The following is a 17511-nucleotide window of genomic DNA, read 5'->3' on the forward strand; positions in this document are numbered from 1 at the left end:
CGGAAAAAAACATCTCTCAAACAGCCTAAAAAGTTGGCTATAATTTAGAATTTTAGTCTTTTAATTCTGCTGAAGTTTCAATGTTTCCAGATTCTTCTCTGTTTTTTACATATTTCTCTAACCATTGGTCTTGTTCCCAAAGCACGTGCAAAACAGATTCTTTTGCGCTATAGCCGTGGCTTTCTTTTGGTAGCATCACCAGGCGAGCTGTTGCTCCCAGCCCTTTTAGCGCATTAAAATAACGTTCACTCTGCATTGGGTAAGTCCCTGAATTATTATCGGCTTCCCCGTGAATTAATAATAGTGGAGTCTTCATTTTATCGGCGTGCATAAAAGGAGACATATTATAATATACTTCTGGTGCTTCCCAGTAGTTTCTTTCTTCACTTTGGAAACCAAATGGAGTTAGCGTTCTGTTATAAGCACCACTTCTGGCAATTCCCGCTGCAAAAAGATTGGAATGTGATAAAAGGTTTGCCGTCATAAATGCACCATAACTGTGGCCACCCACGGCCACACGATCACGATCTACATAACCTTTTTCAGCTACGGCATCTATTGCAGCCTTTCCATTTGCCACTAATTGTTCTCTAAAACTATCGTTTGGTTGTTCATTACCTTCCCCTATAATTGGAAAAGACGCATCATCTAATACCACATAACCTCGATTTACCCAGTAGATTGGCGATCCATAATAAGGATAAGTGAAATCGTTGGCGTTGGAAGTATTTTGCGAAGCTGAATTTTTATCCTTGTATTCTCTTGGGTAAGCCCAAACAATCATAGGATGTTCTTCGGGGTTTTCTTTATCAAAACCTGCCGGAAGATAAAGCGTTCCGTTTAATTCCAGGCCATCTTCGCGCTCGTACGTAATCACCTCTTTACTTACATTTTTAAGACTTTTAAAAGGATTTTCAAAAGAAGTGATTTGTGTTAAGTCTTCTTTATCGTCTATATCCCTAATGTAATAATTAGGATATTCGGTAGCCGATTCTATTCTTACCAGGATTTCCCCATCTTCAATATCTAATGCTTCTACAAGAGTTTCTTTTTTATCGTTGTATTCAGATTGGTATAAACGTTCAGTTTCACCATTTTCCAGATCTATTTTATCGGCAAATGGAAACTGACCTTCTTCACTATAACCTGCGCCAAGTAAAAAAGCATCTTCTCCGTCTAATTTTAATACATTTTGCCCAAATTCATTTTTAGTGGTTACAAATCGCCCGGGATCGCTATATCTATCCTGGTAATTTCTGTCAAAAATAACTTCAGGTTCTTCTGATGCATCAGATGGATTAAATACATAAGTTCTGGTATTTCTTGTATTCCACCAGTAATCATCAGCAAGAGCAATTTCATCATTTCCCCACGTAATTCCAGAAAAACGATCTTTTGTTTTTAAAATAGATTTTCCTTCACCCTTAAACGGAGCTTCCAAAACAAAAACCTCATCTCTATAATCTACTTCTACCTCCGGATCACCTTCATCCAAAGCTTTTACATAAACCAGGCTTGCCGGTTTGTCGTTTCTCCATTGCACGCTTCTTCTCCCGGTTTGAGTAGACATAAAACCTTGCGGAAGATCTTCTAATAGCGGTTCGTCGTTTACCTGGTTTACCAATTCTCCTGAAACTTTATAAATATTAGTTTCTGAAGGGAATCTATAATAAGGTACCAGGTAGGAAAAAGGTTTTTTGATATGATTAACCATCACATATTCTCCATTGGGAGAGAAGGAAACGCTGCTATACATTTTGGCATCCATCCATTTTTCGGAAGTACCGTCTAAATTAATTTTCACCAATTCTGAACGCGCTAATTGTTCAAAATTATATTCATCATTAGGATTTTTAAGTAAATCCTGGTAAGTACGGTTCTGAGCTTCTTTCCCATCACTCACAGAAATTGTTGGTCCGGTTGGAACTGCGGTCTCGGGATCAATTAAATCTTTACGATCCTCTGGAAGCATTTTTACTAAAACGGACGAGTTGTCTTTAAACCAGTTAATAACATCACGCATATTTGCGTTTAGGTTTGCATCGGTTAATTTTCTCGCTTGTGCATTTTCAATATCTAATACCCAAAGTTCTACGCCGGTATTTGTAGTATGGGTAAAAGCGATCCTGGATTCGTCTGGAGACCAGCTGAAATTTGATAACCTAGGATTTTCAGGCAGGCCCTTTACCTGGGTTGGTGTTTCGGCTTCAATTTCTTTTACTTCAAGATTGTTATAATAAGTTGCACGGCTGCTAATATTAGTTACAGGGTTAATTCTTAATCCGCCCAGTCTCAATTCTTCTTCGCTTAATTCAGCAATAGATTTATATTGGTCGCGATATAAAAAGATCATCATTTCCCCATCACTATCTAAAATTGTAGAAGGCGCCAGGGGTACATCTACCAAATTCAGGATCTCCTGTGGCGGTTTCTGGTAAGTTAAATTTTCCTGGGCAAAAAGCGTGGGCAAACTTAGCAATAGGCTAAAAATGCTTAAAATAATTTTTCTCATAAATTTGTGGTTTTAGGAAATGAAAATAAAAATGCGTCATAATCGCAGTCATGCTAATCTTTAGTATATTGCGGACCCATTTTTTATTAAATGCTTAAATTTAAATTCAATAAGGTCTAAATATACTAAACAATAGAATATGTATCAATCTAAAATAGCCGGAGTTGGGAGTTACGTGCCAGAAAATGTTGTTACTAATGATGATTTGGCTAAAAGAATGGATACCAACGATGAATGGATCCAGGAAAGAACAGGTATCAAAGAACGCCGACATATAAAAAAAGGCGACGGTAATTCTACCGCTAAAATGGGCGTAAAAGCCGCTAAAATTGCTATTGAACGTGCTAAAATAGATAAAGACGATATAGACCTAATAGTTTTTGCAACCCTAAGTCCAGATTATTATTTTCCTGGTTGTGGGGTTCAGGTTCAGGAAATGTTAGATATAAAAACCTGCCCGGCATTAGATGTGAGAAACCAATGCAGCGGTTTCATCTATGCACTTTCTACTGCCGATCAATTTATTAAAACCGGAATGTATAAAAACGTTTTGGTTATTGGAAGTGAAAACCATAGCGGTGGACTCGATTTTACCACACGTGGCCGGTCTGTTTCAGTGATTTTTGGAGATGGAGCAGGAGCAGTGGTTTTAACCCGAAGCGACCATAATGGAGAGGGAATACTTTCTACACACTTACATTCTGAAGGAAAACACGCTTTAGAACTTTCTTTAAAAGGCCCAAGTACAGAGCACTGGGTTCCTGAAATTATTGCTGAAAACCCACAGGGAGACGATATTCCTTATTATCCATATATGAATGGGCAATTTGTATTTAAAAATGCCATTCAGCGTTTTTCTGAAGTTATTATGGAAGGTCTAAAAGCGAACGGACTTGAAGTGAAAGATATTGATATGTTAATTCCGCACCAGGCAAATTTGCGTATATCACAATATGTTCAGCAAAAATTTAAATTGAGTGACGAGCAGGTGCATAATAATATTCAGAAATACGGGAACACTACTGCAGCTTCTATTCCTATTGCTTTATGCGAAGCCTGGGAACAGGGCAAAATTAAAAATGAAGATATAGTGGTTCTTGCAGCTTTTGGGAGCGGATTTACCTGGGCAAGTGCTGTAATTAGCTGGTAAGAATATTAATTACTAAGATTAAAAAAGGTTATTTCGTTGCGCGAAATAACCTTTTTTATTTTCTAAATTCTTATAGAAATTTCTTCTGAAAAATTGATTCAAACTTTCCTGAAATATCGGAACAGGTCGTAAAGTCCAAAAACTATAAAACCAACCGCGAGTACCGAGCCAAAATTATCGGTTTCTTCTGCAGATAGGTGTGAATAGAGTCTATAAACTCCATAAACCAGAAATAGAATTCCCAGTATTAAATACCATTTATTACGTCTTCCTCCTTCGTTGAGGTTACTCATCTGTATAATCTTTTGGGAAGGTGGTTTTAGCTATTTTCAAGGCTTCGTCGTAATGATTTTTAACTACAAAAAGTTGCACCTGTCCTCGTAGGCCTCCGCCAAATCCGGCTCGTAATCCTGAATCAAAATCGTTTCTAACCCGGGAAGAAATATTGGCTTTATCAAATAATTCCTGCAAATATTGCACATTGGGCTCCGAACCCGTATATACTCTTTCGTAAGATTCGTCTAAACTCATAATTAATAGTTTTTAGTCCTATCTAAAATACAAATAACAATATAGCTTAATGTGTATTTTATACTGAGTTTAACGTTCTATGCGTTATAATATTTACTTCGCCAAATAGCCGAACTAAAATTCTTTCCTTTTTTGAAGCCATAGAAAATTGAAAGTCCTGCCACCCATTTAAAAACAAAGAAAAAGATCAAAAAAAACTGGGTAGTGGTTTGCTGTGGTGAGAAAAGTCCGTCGGGAATTAAAAGTGCAATTACAAAGCTAAGCACAAGCAAGAAGCCAACAAAATTCTCAAGATGTCTAAACGGCCACATTAATAATTTTCTCAATGGATGTAGGTCGTTGCCCCATTTATGTATTAGGTAAAAATAATCGTTCCCCATGGGAGCGAAAAGTAAGGGATCGTCAGCATTTTCCAGTTTAAAAAGTTTAGATGGCGCAACTATTTTAAAACCTTTCAGGGTAATTTGTTGTTCCTTTTCTATAGCCTTAATCCTGCTCACGGCTTCATAAGGAATTTTACCTTTAAAATAACTGCTGTCTAAGAAGCGTAGGCGATAATCAATACATAGTTTTTCAATATCTGAGAGATGAAAAATTCTAGAGCTTTCTAATAAATCAAGATTAAAATGGTTGTTTCCAGAATTTCCACCTTGAATCTCTTTTAGAATATTATCGTCCTTAGTGGTTTCCTGTTCAAAGATTTCCTGAACCTGTTGCAGAATATTTTCAGAAGAAACTCTTTGTTTTCGGGATTTATATAACTGCTCTTCCAGATTAGTGCGGCGCAAGCCTAACTTCAACTTCATTTTCTTTTTCTTTAGCATCTTTCACTAAATTAAGTAATTAAGATGATTCATGCAATCCATTTTTTTAACCGAATGCATGTTAAACCTTTCATAATTGGTTAAATTTAAAAACTGTTTAACTAAAATATAATTAAATTAGACAAAAATTAGATAATTAGGTTTTCTGAATAAATATTCGCAGAACAGATTTTATCTAATAAATCACTTAAAAATAATTGTTATGAGAAAATTAAAACACTTAGGAATTCTTTGTTTCCTATTTATTGGAGGGACTTTAATGGCCCAAAACGGATCTACAATGGTTGGTGGTGCAGAAATGTACCCCAGCAAGAATATTGTGGAAAATGCTTCACAATCTAAAGATCATACCACCCTCGTTGCAGCAGTAAAAGCTGCCGGTTTGGTAGAGACTTTACAGGGCGATGGTCCTTTTACCGTATTTGCTCCCACAAATGCGGCATTTGAAAAACTACCTTCTGGAACCGTGGAAACTTTACTAAAGCCAGAGAATAAAGCTAAACTACAAGCAGTACTTACATACCACGTAATAGCTGGGAATTTTAGTGCTAACGATGTGGTAGCGGCAATTAAAGAGGCTGATGGTAAAGCCACTTTTGAAACGGTAAGCGGTGCAAAACTTTATGCTATAATGGAAGATGGTAAAGTAAAGCTTAAAGACGCTTCAGGGAATGTTGCAACTGTAACTATTGCAAATGTGAACCAGTCAAACGGGGTTATTCACGTAATTGATACTGTAGTATTACCGGGGAAATAAATTGCTATTGAAAGAAAACTTAAGAGCGGCCTAAATGGCCGCTTTTGTTTGTTAATTAAATATCAATTAGGAAAGATCCTTTTTTTAATTATAAAGTAAAACTTATTTTCATTTAAATTTGAAACCTATGAAGAAATTGAAACTTTTAATTACCACAATTATGGCGGCTGCTTTTTTGATGTCTTGCGGCTCTGGAAGCAATATTTCTAAAGATTCTTCCAAAAAATTAAAAAATTACGATACCTATTCTTATTTGCCAAATCAGGACACTATTTTGAATCGGGATTATAATAATGACCGTGTACACGAGGTGATTATCTCTACCATAAACAATAATATGGCTAGCGAAGATTTTGCAATAGATAATCGTCAACCCGATGTGTTAGTCTATGTGCACACTATGTTTGATGAAAAGGTAGATGTAAATGCGAATCCTGTGTATACAAATTTCTCATATTATCGTCCGGGACTTTATATAGGGCCATATTATGAAGATTATACCTACGAGAATTATTTTACGATTCAGCGTATTGGAGCCGATGGTGCCATTAGACAAATACCTTATAAAGAAAAATCTATTGTTATAGATTTTATAGACCGCAGAACCAATCAAATCTTATGGCGTGGAACCGCCGATGAGGAAATTGGGTCAAGAAGATTAGAAAGAGATCTAAGAAATTATGTAGATGAAATCTTTAAAAAATTTCCATAGTTTATCTTAGCTAAAAATAGAAATTGGCTGTTTAAATGCTCCTAACGTCACTCTGAACTTGTTTCAGAGTCTAAGCTAAATTGAAACTTAATTCAAGTTAGAACCTGAAATAAATTCAGGTTGACGTAAGATGGAAATTTAAACAGCCAATTTTATATAATTACCTCAACTCAGCCTTAAGTTCTTCTTCAAAACTTTGCTGAAGCTTTTTCATCATTTTATCTACCTGCTTATCGGTTAGAGTTTTGTGTTCATCCTGAAATTTAAAACTCACAGCGTAACTTTTCTTGCCTTCGGGAAGATTTTTTCCCTGGTAAACATCAAAAAGATCAACTTCTTTTAAGAGTTTTTTCTCTGTTTTTAAGGCTATTTCTTCAATTTGATCGTAAGAAATATTATTATTCAGTAATAAGGCAAAATCACGTCTTACGGCCGGATATTTAGGAATTGCGCTAAAATTAGTTTTCCTGGATTTTACAACGTCCAGTAAAGCATCCCAGTTAATATCGGCATAAAGTACTTCCTGCTCAATATCAAAATGCTTTAAAACCTTTTTGCGAATCACTCCAAAAGAAACCAGATTGTTTTTTGCTGAAGAAAATATAAGTCCTTCAGAAAATACATCAGATTTTACTGCGGAAGGCTTTAAATTTTCAATTCCAAATCTTTGAAAAATTGACTGAATTACTCCTTTCAATAAAAAGAAATCTGTTCTGGCAGAAACTGAATTCCAACGTTCGGCATTTCGGTTTCCACTAATAAAAATGGAGAGGTGTTTGTTTTCTACACGGCTTCCATTAAAATCGTGATACGTTTTCCCGAATTCAAATAATTTAAGATCACTGCGTTTCCTGTTAATGTTATAACTCACAGACTCCAGTCCCGAATATAACATAGATTGTCTCAAAACAGATAAATCCTGACTTAACGGATTTAGCATTTGAACATTCTGAGATTCTTTAATTTGCTCACTCAATCCAGAATAAGCCGGTGTAGTTAAAGAATTGGCCATGGTTTCATAAAAACCCTGACCCACCAACTGGTTGGCAATTATATTTTGAAGTTTATAATCTTCATACTTTGAAGAATTAGCAACTGAAGCATTTAGTTTTTCGCCAAATTTAATATTGTTATAGCCATAAACTCTTAAAATCTCCTCTATTACATCGGCTTCCCGCTGCACGTCTACGCGATAAGAAGGAATGGTAAGTCCCATCCCGGTTTCGGTAACATTGTTTACCCTAATTTCAAGCGACGCAAGGATAGATTTTATAGTTTCTTCTTCAAGATTTTCCCCAATTAGTTTATTCACTTTATCAAAGGTTAGGAAAACCTGGAAATCTTCAATTTTCTTAGGATAAAGATCATCAATATCACTGGTTACTTCGCCGCCGGCAATTTCTGTAATTAAAAGTGCAGCGCGTTTTAAAGCATATTCAGTAATGTTGGGGTCAATTCCTCGTTCAAATCTAAAAGAAGCATCGGTATTTAAACCGTGTCTTTTTGCCGTTTTTCTAACGCTCACCGGGTTAAAATAAGCGCTTTCTAAAAAGATTTGGGTGGTAGCCTGGGTTACCCCGCTGGTAGCACCGCCAAAAACTCCTGCAATACAAAGCGGTTTTTCGGCATCACAAATCATTAAATCTTCTTCGTGAAGCTCTCTCTCTACTTCATCCAAAGTGGTAAATTTCGTTCCTTTTTCCAGGGTTTTTACATTGATTTCATTACCGGCAATTTTTGCAGCATCAAATGCGTGTAGCGGTTGCCCAAGCTCGTGCATCACGTAATTGGTAGCATCTACCACGTTGTTTTTTGGGCCAAGACCTATCGCTTTTAATCTATTCTGAAGCCATTTTGGTGATTCTTCTACTTTAAGCCCGGATATAGTAACGCCGCAATATCTCGGTGCCAGCGCCGAATCTTCTACCTGTATCTGTACTTTTAAACTTCTGTTGTCTACATGAAAACTACTAACTGAAGGGGTGATTAGTTCTAAATTCCTTCCTTGTTGGGTGTAACCGGCTTTTAGATCTCTGGCAACGCCCCAGTGGCTCATTGCATCGGCACGGTTTGGAGTAAGACCAATTTCAAAAACCTGGTCGTTTTCAACATCAAAAATTTCGGCAACAGGAGTTCCGGGAATTAGGTCGTCTTGCATCACCATAATTCCTTCATGGCTTTGTCCCAGGCCAAGTTCTTTTTCAGAGCAAATCATCCCGTAACTGGCTTCACCTCTAATTTTACCTTTCTTAATTGGCCAGGCTTCACCTTTTTCATCATAGAGAGTTGTACCAATAGTCGCTACAGGAACTTTTTGCCCAGCACCAATATTGGGTGCACCGCAAACAATTTGTACGTGCTCGCCATTTCCTAGATCTACGTTAGTAAGTTGTAGCTTATCAGCATTTGGATGACTTTTACATTCCAGCACGTGGCCCACAACAATACCTTCAAGACCACCTTTAATGCTTTGAAAAGGCTGTAGTCCTTCTACTTCAAGGCCAAGATCGGTGAGTAATTCTCCCGTTTTCTCCGAATCTTCGGGAAGTTTAATAAATTGTTTAAGCCAGTTATATGAAATTTTCATGTCTCAATATTTTCAGTTCGCAAAGATAGTATTACGAATAGTTTTGGCATAATTTCAAATTTTAATTTTATGCCTTATTTTAAGAAATGTGAGAATTAAGAATGAGGAAGAAGATTCATCATTTTTTTAAACCTTAAGTCTAGCTAATATAATTCCAGATATTTTTATGTTTTGCCACCTGCGCGTAAGTAAAACGAAGCACTTTATTCTTTTCCATAGAGAGGTTAGAATCCTCTTTTAAAATCTTCATAGCGTGATGTCGCGCCAATTTTAGGATGTCATTATCCTTAACAATATCGGCGATCTTTAAATTTAAAACACCGCTTTGCTGGGTGCCCATAATATCGCCGGGGCCTCGTAATTTTAAATCAACCTCGGCAATCTCAAATCCGTCGTTGGTTGCGGTCATGGTTTCCAACCTGGTTTTACTGTCGTTAGATAATTTGTGACCCGTCATTAAAATACAGAAACTCTGTTCGGCACCACGGCCTACACGTCCTCTCAGCTGGTGAAGCTGTGAAAGCCCAAATCGTTCGGCACTTTCAATAATCATGACACTGGCATTTGGGACATTTACTCCAACTTCAATTACAGTGGTGGCGACCATAATTTGAGTTTCGCCTCGTACAAAACGCTCCATTTCATAATCTTTGGCGTCCGATTTCATCTGGCCATGAACTATAGAAATTTGCTTATCTGGAAACTCCCGGGCAATACTTTCATAACCATCCATTAAATCTTTATAATCCATTTTTTCCGATTCCTGGATCAATGGATAAACGATATATACCTGCCGACCTTTTTTTATTTCATCTTTTATAAAAGCGAAAACTTTAAGTCGGTTGCTGTCATAACGATGTACGGTTTTAATTGGTTTTCTGCCGGGTGGTAATTCATCTATTACCGAAATGTCTAAATCGCCATAAAGACTCATCGCTAAGGTTCTTGGAATTGGAGTAGCGGTCATCACTAAAATATGGGGTGGCACCTGGTTTTTTCGCCATAATTTGGCCCGTTGCGCCACGCCAAAACGATGTTGTTCATCTATAACTGCCAGCCCTAAATTTTTAAATTTTACTTTGTCTTCCAGCAAAGCGTGAGTACCAATTAGAATATCTATTTCCCCATTTTCAAGCTTTTCGTGAATTTCGCGGCGGGCTTTAGTTTTGGAAGAACCGGTAAGTAAATAAATACTGGTGTCCAGGTTTTCGCAAAGTTCTACTAGACCGTTATAATGCTGAATGGCGAGAATTTCTGTAGGTGCCATTAGGCAGGCCTGGAAACCATTATCTAGCGCAATAAACATAGACATTAAGGCCACAATGGTTTTTCCTGAGCCTACATCGCCCTGCAGCAAACGGTTCATTTGCGCACCGCTGCCAAGATCGGCTCTAATTTCTTTAATTACTCGTTTTTGAGCACCCGTAAGTTCAAAAGGAAGATGGTTTTTATAGAATTCACTGAAATTCTGCCCAATTTCTTCAAAAACAAAACCTTTTATTTTTTGCTTCTGAAGCATATTTTTAATCAACAATTGCAGCTGAATATAAAATAGTTCTTCAAATTTTAAGCGGAATTGTGCTTTAGCCAGCAGTTCCTGGCTCTGCGGAAAATGAATATTAAATACGGCTTCTGCTTTTGGAATAAGTTTTAATTCTGAAGTGATTTCTTCAGAAAGCGTATCGTAGAATTTCCCTTTGGTTTCAATAAAAAGTTGCTGCATCAGTTTATTGATAACCCGGTTGGTAATGCCTGATTTTGCTAATTTTTCTGTAGAAGGATAAATTGGCTGCATCGCGGTACGCAGTTGCTTTTTATATTCCTCTACCGGTTCCATTTCCGGATGCGGCATACTAAAAAGACCGTTAAACCAATTGGTTTTTCCAAAAATAACATAAGGTGTGTTGATCTTTAAATTCTCCCGAATCCATTTTTGGCCACGAAACCAAACCAGTTCCATTTTTCCGGTATCATCAATAAAATCGGCTACCAGGCGCTTGCCGCGTTTTTGTTCTACACTTCTTATATGGGTGATTTTGCCCACCACCTGCACTTCAGCCGAGTTTCTTTGCAACTCGTTTATTTTATAAAAACGGGTTTTGTCCAGGTAACGGTTTGGAAATAAATTTAATAGATCCTGGTAGGTATGAATGCCAAGTTCTTTCCGCAGTAAATCTGCGCGGTTTGGGCCTACCCCTTTTAGATAATCTATGGGTGTTTGCAAAATATTGGCGTTCATGCAAACGAAGATATTAAAATCAGGTTTTTTAGGCTGAATTTCACTTAAAAATTAAACCTGAAATTTTCAGCGATTAAATTTATCCAGTTTTTGTAATTTGTGCCCTGTAGTTTTTTAGTATGAAATATTCTTTTATCGCCCTCCTTTTTTGCTGTAGCTGGAACTTTTATAGCCAGGCTCCCATTGCAGATTCACTCAACCAAGTTGAAAATATAGATTTTATAACCGCTGATGCAGAAATTTTTGTAGATCCGGTAAATAAAGAGGTTTCGGGCGAGATTAATTACGAGTTCGAAATTATAAAAAGCATCGATTCCTTCTATGTTGATGCGCGAAATATGAATTTTAATGAGGTTTTGCTGAACGGGGAACAAAAGAACTACAGGAATTCCGGGGGACGTATTTGGATGAAAAATGAAATAAATCCATCAGAAAATAATTCTCTTCAACTTAAATATTCTGTTAACCCAAAAGAAGCGGTATACTTTATAAATTGGGATATAGACGATTCTATAACGGCTCCCAAACAAATATGGACACAGGGACAGGGGAAATACACGTCTAATTGGTTGCCTTCTTTTGACGATCAGCGGGAAAAAGTAGAATTTGATATCACGTATCATTTTCCGAATGATTTAGAAGTGATGGCCAACGGAAAACTTTCTGGTACATCGGGTAGTGATTCTTTAAAAAGTTGGAATTTTGATATGCAACAGCCTATGAGCAGTTATTTACTGGCTTTTGCAGCGGCAAATTATGTTGTGGAAGAAAAGAAATCTGCTTCAGGGGTTTCTTTACAGTTTTATATGCCGGTTTCAGAAAAGAAAAATATGGAACCGACTTATAGGCACAGTAAAGAGATTTTCGACTTTCTCGAAACTGAAATTGGGGTAGCATATCCGTGGCAAAATTACAAGCAGGCACCGGTACGCGATTTTCTATATTCTGGAATGGAAAATACTACGGCTACTATTTTTGACCACGCTTTTATTACCGATTCGATAGGTTTTACAGACCGAAATTATGTGAGCGTCAATGCACACGAACTGGCCCACCAATGGTTTGGAAATTTGGTGACCGCTGAAACGAATAACGATCACTGGCTACACGAAGGATTTTCTACTTATTACGCGCTGCTGGCCGAACGTGAAATCTTTGGAGATGATTACTATTACTGGCAACTTTATGAATCTGGTGAAAAACTGAAAGAAATGAGCGATAGCGGAAAAGGTGAACCGGTTACCAAAGCTAGGGCAACATCCTTAACCTATTATCAAAAAGGAGCCTGGGTTTTGCATATTTTGCGTGAGCGAGTGGGAGATGGGGCGTTTAAAAAAGCGGTGAAAAATTATTTGGAACGCTACAAGTTTCAAACCGCTACTACAGAGAATTTTATTGCTGAGGTTGAAGCCGCTGCCAATGTTAGCTTATCTGACTTTATGGCGAAATGGTTAAACCAAACCGCTTTTCAGGGGTTTGCGGCTCTAAATTCTTTAAAGAATTCAGATTTTATTCAAAATCATTTAAATATTCTGGCACTGCGAGAAACAGCTTTAGAAAAAAAGGAAGAACTTTTAAGTGCAGAACTCGATTTCCCGGTAAGCGATTATACCGGCCAGGAAGTGGTTTATCAATTAGAAGGTGAAACTTCTGCCAGAGCTATAAATCTTTACAAAAAAGCATTCGAAACAAACAATATTTATGTGCGCCAGGCTATTGCCACCAGTATGGAGAGAATTCCGCAGGAATTAAAATCAAAATTTGAATCTCTGCTCAAGGATGAATCCTATGTTACTAAAGAAGCCGCTCTGCTTAAATTATGGATGAATTTTCCCCAAGAAGTTTCCACCTATTTAGATCAGACCAAGGGAATCGAAGGATTTACCAATAAAAATGTACGAATGCTCTGGCTTACCTTAAACCTGGTGACACCAAATTACGAACCTGAGAAACAACAGGAAACATATAATGAGCTTTCGGGTTATACCGCTACCCATTTTCCAATTGAAGTAAGGGAGAATGCTTTTGGCTATTTATACCAGATAAATAGTTTTACCAATCAAAACCTGCAGGACTTGATGCAGGGAACCCAGCACCCAACTTACAGGTTTAGAAATTATTCCAGGCAGTTATTAAATGAGCTGCTTAAAAACGAAGAATATCGTAAGAAATTCTTAGCTTTAAAGGATAGTCTTTCTCAAAAAGAACAGGATTATTTGCAAACAAAACTCAATTAATGAGGGCATTGGTAATATCGGGAGGAGGCAGTAAAGGCGCTTTTGCCGGTGGGGTAGCCCAGTATTTAATTGAAGAATTACAGCGCGATTACGAACTATATTTAGGAACTTCTACGGGGAGTTTACTTATTTCTCATCTTGCTTTAAATAAGTGTGAAAAAATAAAAAACATTTATACTACGGTAAATCAAAGTAGTATCTTTAGTAATCGCCCTTTTCTTATAAAAAGACGTCACGGCTACGATCAAATTAGCATAAATCACTTAAACGTACTTCTAAATTTTCTAAAAGGGAAAAAGACTTTTGGTGAAAGTAAAAACCTTAAAAAACTTATTGAAGCCACTTTAACCAAAGAAGAATTCTTAAGTTTACAAGCCGCGAAAAAGGATATTGTGGTAACGGTTTCTAATATTTCTTTAAATACGGTAGAATATAAATCGATTAAAGATTTTGAATACGAGGAGTTTTGTGAATGGATCTGGATTTCCTGTAATTACACGCCTTTTATGAGTCTTGTGCAAAAAAATGGTTGCGAATATGCCGATGGTGGGCTGGGAACGATGGTACCAATTGAAGAAGCAATAAAAAGAGGCGCTACCCATATTGATGCGATTATTTTACAAACTGAAGCTACTTTTTATAATAGGATGCCTTCTAAAAACGTTTTTGGACTCATTACTAATTTGTTTCGGTTTATGTTGGACAGGATCGAATCTCAAAATATTAAAATAGGGAAATTTGCGGCAGCCAATAAAAATGTAACTATAAATTTTTACTACACGCCTACGGTATTGACTACCAATTCCCTTATTTTTGATGAAAAGCAAATGAAATCCTGGTGGAAAAGCGGTTATAAGTTTGCCGAAGAAAAAAGCGAGGAAATTAATCAAATTGAACCTTAATGCGTGCACTGGTAATATCTGGCGGGGGCAGTAAAGGCGCCTTCGCAGGAGGCGTTGCTCAATATTTAATTCAGGAAGAGGGCAAGAAATACGATTTGTTTCTTGGTACTTCAACCGGGAGCTTGCTTATTCCGCATCTCGCGATGGGAAATATAGATAAGGTTTACGAGATCTACACCAATGTAAACCAGCGTAAGATTTTTAGCATAAATCCTTTTGTAGTTAAACGAAAAGAAGGAAGGGAGTATGTGACCATCAATTACTTTAATATGTTCTGGCAGTTTGTGCGGAAGAAAAGAACTTTTGGAGAAAGCCAAAACCTTAGAAAACATATAAAAAGAAATTTTTCTGAAGAAGATTTTAGTAAGCTTAAAAACCAGGTTGAAGATGTAATTGTAACAGTTTCCAATTTATCTAAAAACCGCGTAGAATATAAGTCGATTAACGATTTTTCTTACGAAGATTTTTGCGACTGGATTTGGATAAGTTGTAATTATATTCCATTTATGAGCCTTGCTAATAAAGACGGATTTGAATATGCCGATGGCGGACTTGGTTGCGTGGTACCTATACGGGAAGCCATAAAACGCGGCGCAACAGAAGTTGATGCGATTATTCTTGAAGCCGAAAATATGGAGTATAATAAGGTTCTGGGGAAAAATCCTTTTTCGTTAATGATCAACCTTTTTGGGTTTTTACTGGATCAGGTAGAATACCACGATATTGTAGAAGGAAAACTGGCGGCTTTAAATAAAAAAGTAAAACTGAATACCTATTTCACTCCAACAAAATTGACCGAAAACTCACTGGTTTTTAATAAAAAATTAATGGGGGAATGGTGGCAGCAAGGTTACGATCACGCCAAGGAAAAGCATTTGCAATTTCTGGCAACCAAACGCAAAAGTTTCTTCGGATTGTTTTAAATGAAGCGTTTTACTTCATTTTTTAAGTAAGCGATCGCAGCTTCAGTAGGAGATTGTTTTTCCATTAGATTCTTCAAAATTATTTCTCTTAATTTATCGGCATCAGTAACACTTTCCTGTTGATTAGCTTTTCTAATAATTCCGATAGTAGCATTTTTAGCCGTTTTAATATAATCCCAACATTCAACCGAAAGATAAATTTGCTGCGCCAGGTTATGTTCAAATTCCTGTTCAATTGTATTAATTAAGGATCGTTCATAGGCTTCTTTATCATTAGAATTGGGTTTTACCCTAAATAAAATTTTTCCGGGTGAAATTCTTTCTAAAAATAACGTCATCCTTTCGTAAGCCTGCAACTTTATAGGAAGCGAAGTTTTCTGATTTTCTCTATGTAAAAGAAAGCGTCTTCTGTTTTCTTCATTTTTGTTATAGGAACTAAAAAAATAAAAGGCTACTACACCAACAATTAAAGCCGGTAAAATAGCTAAAAGTATTTGGGAAAGTTCTATCTGGTTCATTCGTTCTTATTATGGGGTGCGGTTTCTTCGGTTTCGGCTTCTTTGGTGGTTACTTCTTTTTGCTTATGAATTCCACCCAGATGTGGGCTATCCATATGCGTTTGAATACCCTCGAAAGGTACTTTTTCTTTGTGATATGCAAAAGTGATGGCCAGGGTTTTTGCCAGGTTCTTATCGCTTAAATTTATCTCTACATCGTCCATAGTAAACTGTGCGGGGTGCTCGTAACCACAGGCGTGTGTAATCTCTAAAAGTTCTTTTCTAAATTTGGTAAAATAGTAATTTACCCGTCGCGCCTTGTCTTTTACATTAATTCCCGCCTGCAACCATTTGTTTTGTGTAGCAACGCCGGTAGGGCAGGTGTTATTGTGGCAGGCCTGCGCCTGTATACAGCCAATACTCATCATTGCTTCCCTGGCTACATTTATACAATCTGCGCCCAGGGCAAAGGCCATTGCGGCTTTTGCAGGAAACCCGAGTTTTCCACTTCCAATAAAGACAATTCTATCGGTAATCCCTTCGTTTAGGAATATTTGGTAAACATCGGTAAATGCGTAAATCCAAGGTAGTGAAACGTGATCGGCAAAACTTGGAGGCGCGGCCCCGGTTCCGCCTTCGCCACCGTCAATAGTAATAAAATCGGGTCCTCGTTTGGTTTTTGCCATAAGAGCGGCAAGTTCTTCCCATTGATTTAACCTTCCCACGGCCGATTTAATCCCTACCGGAAGTCCGGTTGCTTCAGCGATATCTTCAATAAAATCTACCAATTCTGGAATATTGTCGAAAGCAGAATGATTTGGAGGGGACAGGATGTCCTGCCCCATAGGAACGTGCCTAATTTCAGAAATCTCTTTAGTAATTTTTGAAGCAGGCAGCACGCCGCCTTTTCCAGGTTTTGCACCCTGCGAAAGTTTAATTTCAATAGCGCGGATTTGAGGATTCTCTTTTACAAGCGCCACCATTCTATCCATAGAAAAGTTTCCTTTTTCATCGCGAACTCCAAAATATCCGGTTCCAAAATGAAATACCACGTCTGCTCCTTTTTTGTGATATTGCGAAAGTCCGCCTTCCCCGGTATTGTGGTAGGCTCCGGCTTCTTTACAACCTGCGTTTAGCGATTCTATTGCCCTGGCAGAAAGTGAACCAAAGCTCATTGCCGAAACATTGATGATAGAGGCCGGTCTAAACGGACGCTTTCTTTTGTTAAATTCGCCCATCACCTTTGCACAGGCAATGAAATTAGGGTCTATTCTGTTGGGATGCTTTTCGTCCAGTTTAAAAGGAATCATCGCATTATTTATAAAAATATAATGCGTTGAAAAAATATCCTGATCGGTTCCAAAACCTTCGTAATTGTTTTCATTTTTTGCTGAAGCATAAATCCAGCCTCGTTCTACCCGGTTAAACGGTAATTCTTCCCGGTTGCTGGCAACGATATATTGCCGCAGTTCCGGGCCAATTCCTTCCAGGAAATACCGCAAATGCCCTACCACAGGAAAATTGTGTTTTATGGTGTGCGCACGGCTAAAGAAGATATCTTTTATAGCAATTAAAACAATAACGATAAGAATCCATCCCCACCAGGGAATACTTCCAAAAAAATCCAAAATACTTTCCAT

The 17511-nt window shown here is 37.4% G+C and carries 14 protein-coding genes; 6 read left to right on the plus strand and 8 right to left on the minus strand.

From position 1 onward, the window contains the following. Nucleotides 1–52: 52 nt before the first annotated feature. Entirely contained in the window at nt 53–2512 is a 2460-nt protein-coding gene (locus tag B4F31_RS04180) for a S9 family peptidase (protein WP_286760693.1), read from the minus strand. A gap of 139 nt (nt 2513–2651) precedes the next feature. Here B4F31_RS04180 and B4F31_RS04185 point away from each other — a divergent pair, with 139 nt between their 5' ends. Beyond that, nucleotides 2652–3662: a 3-oxoacyl-ACP synthase III family protein gene (locus B4F31_RS04185; protein ID WP_075326029.1), complete on the plus strand. Its 1011-nt coding sequence runs from the start codon at nt 2652–2654 to the stop codon at nt 3660–3662. A gap of 98 nt (nt 3663–3760) precedes the next feature. On the opposite strand, the gene B4F31_RS04190 is transcribed toward B4F31_RS04185, so the two are convergent. The 3 genes from B4F31_RS04190 to B4F31_RS04200 all read right to left on the minus strand — a co-directional run bounded on the left by B4F31_RS04190 (nt 3761) and on the right by B4F31_RS04200 (nt 4999). Continuing rightward, nucleotides 3761–3955, minus strand: coding sequence for a hypothetical protein (locus tag B4F31_RS04190; protein WP_075326030.1), 195 nt, complete (start codon nt 3953–3955; stop codon nt 3761–3763). Further along, nucleotides 3948–4193 (minus strand): putative signal transducing protein, encoded by a 246-nt coding sequence (locus B4F31_RS04195; protein WP_075326031.1) that lies wholly within the window; start codon nt 4191–4193, stop codon nt 3948–3950. The genes B4F31_RS04190 and B4F31_RS04195 overlap by 8 nt, the downstream gene beginning before the upstream one ends. A gap of 77 nt (nt 4194–4270) precedes the next feature. Next, nucleotides 4271–4999, minus strand: coding sequence for a hypothetical protein (locus B4F31_RS04200; protein ID WP_075326032.1), 729 nt, complete (start codon nt 4997–4999; stop codon nt 4271–4273). 220 nt (nt 5000–5219) lie between these two features. Here B4F31_RS04200 and B4F31_RS04205 point away from each other — a divergent pair, with 220 nt between their 5' ends. Together B4F31_RS04205 and B4F31_RS04210 are read left to right on the plus strand one after the other, a co-directional pair. Next, the gene (locus B4F31_RS04205) at nt 5220–5774 is read left to right on the plus strand and encodes a fasciclin domain-containing protein (protein WP_414706120.1); all 555 of its coding nucleotides are present in this window, start codon (nt 5220–5222) and stop codon (nt 5772–5774) included. A 127-nt stretch (nt 5775–5901) separates the two neighbouring features. Then, a complete protein-coding gene (locus tag B4F31_RS04210) occupies nt 5902–6486 on the plus strand; it encodes a DUF4136 domain-containing protein (RefSeq protein ID WP_245764404.1) in 585 nt (194 codons plus the stop codon). A gap of 160 nt (nt 6487–6646) precedes the next feature. Here the strand turns inward: B4F31_RS04210 and pheT are convergent, their stop codons facing one another. Both pheT and recG read right to left on the minus strand, forming a co-directional pair. Beyond that, nucleotides 6647–9073 carry a phenylalanine--tRNA ligase subunit beta gene (gene pheT, locus B4F31_RS04215; protein WP_093306365.1) on the minus strand — a complete coding sequence of 809 codons (2427 nt, stop codon included), beginning with the start codon at nt 9071–9073 and terminating at the stop codon, nt 6647–6649. A gap of 139 nt (nt 9074–9212) precedes the next feature. Then, entirely contained in the window at nt 9213–11312 is a 2100-nt protein-coding gene (gene recG, locus B4F31_RS04220) for an ATP-dependent DNA helicase RecG (protein ID WP_093306367.1), read from the minus strand. 119 nt (nt 11313–11431) lie between these two features. On the opposite strand from recG, the gene B4F31_RS04225 reads away from it, so the two are divergent. The 3 genes from B4F31_RS04225 to B4F31_RS04235 are packed head-to-tail and all read left to right on the plus strand — an operon-like array spanning nt 11432 to nt 15374. Beyond that, nucleotides 11432–13549 (plus strand): M1 family metallopeptidase, encoded by a 2118-nt coding sequence (locus tag B4F31_RS04225; protein ID WP_286760694.1) that lies wholly within the window; start codon nt 11432–11434, stop codon nt 13547–13549. Further along, entirely contained in the window at nt 13549–14451 is a 903-nt protein-coding gene (locus B4F31_RS04230; RefSeq protein ID WP_075326038.1) for a patatin-like phospholipase family protein, read from the plus strand. The genes B4F31_RS04225 and B4F31_RS04230 overlap by 1 nt, the downstream gene beginning before the upstream one ends. Next, the gene (locus B4F31_RS04235; protein WP_286760695.1) at nt 14451–15374 is read left to right on the plus strand and encodes a patatin-like phospholipase family protein; all 924 of its coding nucleotides are present in this window, start codon (nt 14451–14453) and stop codon (nt 15372–15374) included. The genes B4F31_RS04230 and B4F31_RS04235 overlap by 1 nt, the downstream gene beginning before the upstream one ends. Here B4F31_RS04235 and B4F31_RS04240 read toward each other — a convergent pair. Together B4F31_RS04240 and B4F31_RS04245 are read right to left on the minus strand one after the other, a co-directional pair. Next, nucleotides 15371–15892, minus strand: a complete 522-nt coding sequence (locus tag B4F31_RS04240; RefSeq protein ID WP_286760696.1) for a hypothetical protein — start codon at nt 15890–15892, stop codon at nt 15371–15373. The genes B4F31_RS04235 and B4F31_RS04240 overlap by 4 nt on opposite strands. Continuing rightward, the gene (locus tag B4F31_RS04245; protein WP_075326041.1) at nt 15889–17511 is read right to left on the minus strand and encodes an FMN-binding glutamate synthase family protein; all 1623 of its coding nucleotides are present in this window, start codon (nt 17509–17511) and stop codon (nt 15889–15891) included. Before B4F31_RS04245 ends, B4F31_RS04240 begins: the two co-directional genes overlap by 4 nt.

Origin of the sequence: Salegentibacter sp. UBA1130 (assembly GCF_002311535.1) — a bacterium.
In the GTDB taxonomy this organism is placed as follows: Bacteria; Bacteroidota; Bacteroidia; order Flavobacteriales; family Flavobacteriaceae; genus Salegentibacter; species Salegentibacter agarivorans.

Excerpts from the sequence above, each read along its gene's own strand:
- B4F31_RS04180 (WP_286760693.1), bottom strand. The coding sequence starts at position 2,512 with ATGAGAAAAATTATTTTAAGCATTTTTAGCCTATTGCTAAGTTTGCCC.
- B4F31_RS04185 (WP_075326029.1), top strand. The coding sequence starts at position 2,652 with ATGTATCAATCTAAAATAGCCGGAGTTGGGAGTTACGTGCCAGAAAAT.
- B4F31_RS04190 (WP_075326030.1), bottom strand. The coding sequence starts at position 3,955 with ATGAGTAACCTCAACGAAGGAGGAAGACGTAATAAATGGTATTTAATA.
- B4F31_RS04195 (WP_075326031.1), bottom strand. The coding sequence starts at position 4,193 with ATGAGTTTAGACGAATCTTACGAAAGAGTATATACGGGTTCGGAGCCC.
- B4F31_RS04200 (WP_075326032.1), bottom strand. The coding sequence starts at position 4,999 with ATGAAGTTGAAGTTAGGCTTGCGCCGCACTAATCTGGAAGAGCAGTTA.
- B4F31_RS04205 (WP_414706120.1), top strand. The coding sequence starts at position 5,220 with ATGAGAAAATTAAAACACTTAGGAATTCTTTGTTTCCTATTTATTGGA.
- B4F31_RS04210 (WP_245764404.1), top strand. The coding sequence starts at position 5,902 with ATGAAGAAATTGAAACTTTTAATTACCACAATTATGGCGGCTGCTTTT.
- pheT (WP_093306365.1), bottom strand. The coding sequence starts at position 9,073 with ATGAAAATTTCATATAACTGGCTTAAACAATTTATTAAACTTCCCGAA.
- recG (WP_093306367.1), bottom strand. The coding sequence starts at position 11,312 with ATGAACGCCAATATTTTGCAAACACCCATAGATTATCTAAAAGGGGTA.
- B4F31_RS04225 (WP_286760694.1), top strand. The coding sequence starts at position 11,432 with ATGAAATATTCTTTTATCGCCCTCCTTTTTTGCTGTAGCTGGAACTTT.
- B4F31_RS04230 (WP_075326038.1), top strand. The coding sequence starts at position 13,549 with ATGAGGGCATTGGTAATATCGGGAGGAGGCAGTAAAGGCGCTTTTGCC.
- B4F31_RS04235 (WP_286760695.1), top strand. The coding sequence starts at position 14,451 with ATGCGTGCACTGGTAATATCTGGCGGGGGCAGTAAAGGCGCCTTCGCA.
- B4F31_RS04240 (WP_286760696.1), bottom strand. The coding sequence starts at position 15,892 with ATGAACCAGATAGAACTTTCCCAAATACTTTTAGCTATTTTACCGGCT.
- B4F31_RS04245 (WP_075326041.1), bottom strand. The coding sequence starts at position 17,511 with ATGGAAAGTATTTTGGATTTTTTTGGAAGTATTCCCTGGTGGGGATGG.